The organism is Aeromonas sp. ZOR0002 (genome assembly GCF_963866995.1).
Classification (GTDB): Bacteria; Pseudomonadota; Gammaproteobacteria; order Enterobacterales; family Aeromonadaceae; genus Aeromonas; species Aeromonas caviae.
Window position 1 is genome coordinate 1 of sequence record NZ_CAWMFQ010000238.1, and the last position, 1,803, is coordinate 1,803.

Consider the following 1,803-nt stretch of genomic DNA (forward strand, 5'->3'; position numbering starts at 1 on the left):
GCTGCGGCTCGGGCGCGGGCGGGAGCTCTGCTTCTGGCGCTCGTCCCGAAACGACCCCCAGAGCGGCAACGTCATCATCCCGGGGCGCATGGTGCTGGACGGCATCGATACCCTCAAGAGCGCCACCTGGCAGTTCCCGAGCTACAGCCTGGATGCGGTGGCGAGCGAGCTGCTCGGGCGGGGCAAGGACATCGAGGACGTGGCCAACCGGGGGGAGAAGATCACCGAGCTGTTCCACTCCGACAAGGAGGCGCTGGCCCGCTACAACCTGGAAGATTGCAGGCTGGTGTGGGAGATCTTCGATTTCTGCCACCTCATCCCCTTTGCCATCGAGCGTGCCTCTCTCACCGGTCTTGAGCTCGACCGGGTGGGCGGGTCGGTGGCGGCGTTCACCAACCTCTATCTACCACGGCTGCACCGCGGTGGCTATGTGGCGCCCAACCTGCCGGCAGACGGCGGGCTCGCAAGCCCCGGCGGCTATGTGATGGACTCCAAGCCGGGGCTCTATCGCCACGTGCTGGTGCTCGACTTCAAGAGCCTCTATCCCAGCATCATCCGCACCTTCTGCATCGACCCCATGGGGCTGGTGGAGGGGCTCAAACACCCGGATAGCGCCATTCCAGGCTTTCGCGGCGCCCTGTTCTCCCGAACCCGCCACTTCCTGCCGGATCTCATCGCCACCCTGTGGGCGGCGCGGGATCGGGCCAAGGCCGCCAGTAACAAGGCCCTCTCCCAGGCCATCAAGATCATCATGAACTCCTTCTACGGGGTGCTGGGGTCGGGGGGTTGCCGCTTCTACGACCCGAGGCTCGCCTCCTCCATCACCTTGCGGGGCCACGGCATCATGCAGCAGACCCGGGAGTGGATAGAGGCAGAAGGGTTCGAGGTGATCTATGGGGACACCGATTCCACCTTCGTGCACCTGGGGAGCGATATCCGTCTCGAACAGGCGGACGAGATTGGCCAGCGACTGGCGAAGATGATCAACGACAACTGGGCCGCGCTGATCAGGCGGGAGTTCGACCTGCCGAGCCATCTGGAGATCCAGTTCGAGACCCACTACCGCCGATTCCTGATGCCCACCATTCGCGGGCTAGAGAAGGGAAGCAAGAAACGCTATGCGGGACTGGTGGGCGAAGGGGAAGGGGAGCACCTGGTGTTCAAGGGGCTGGAGACGGTGCGCACCGACTGGACACCCCTTGCCAAGGCATTCCAGACCCGGCTCTACGAAATGGTGTTCCACGACCAGGATCCCAACAGCTATGTGCGCACCATGGTGGACGAGACCCGGGCCGGCCGTCACGACGATCTGCTCATCTACCGCAAGCGGCTGCGCCAGAAACTCGAGGAGTATCAGAAGAACGTGCCGCCCCATGTGCGGGCGGCGCGCCTGGCGGACGAGGAGAATCTGCGCCGCGGCCTGCCCCAGCGCTATCAGCACAGGGGCACCATCGCCTACCTGATGACCCTGAACGGCCCCGAGCCTTTGGAGTACCGGCGCAGCGCCGTCGACTACGAGCACTACATCGACAAGCAGCTCAGGCCCATCGCCGACGCCATCCTTCCCTTTGTGGGGGAGTCGTTCGAGCGGATCTGCGGCCAGCAGCTCGATCTCTTCTGACAACGCGAGGTAAACGCGGCGGCCATGGCACGACAATGGCGGCCCGCGGGCCAGAGGGGACAGGAGGCAGATGACGGGAAAGAGCGGGGGTCAGAGCCGACCAATGCAAAAAGCCCGCTATCAAGCGGGCTTTTCAAATCTGGTGCGTCCTAGTGGATTCGAACCACCGACCCCCACCATGT

Annotated in this window: 1 protein-coding gene; it reads left to right on the forward strand. The window is 64.2% G+C overall.

The features are described 5' to 3' along the window. Positions 1–1,621: DNA polymerase II (locus AACR77_RS13335; RefSeq protein WP_042882075.1), on the forward strand; the 1,621-nt coding region annotated here is incomplete at its 5' end. Positions 1,622–1,803: the final 182 nt, after the last annotated feature.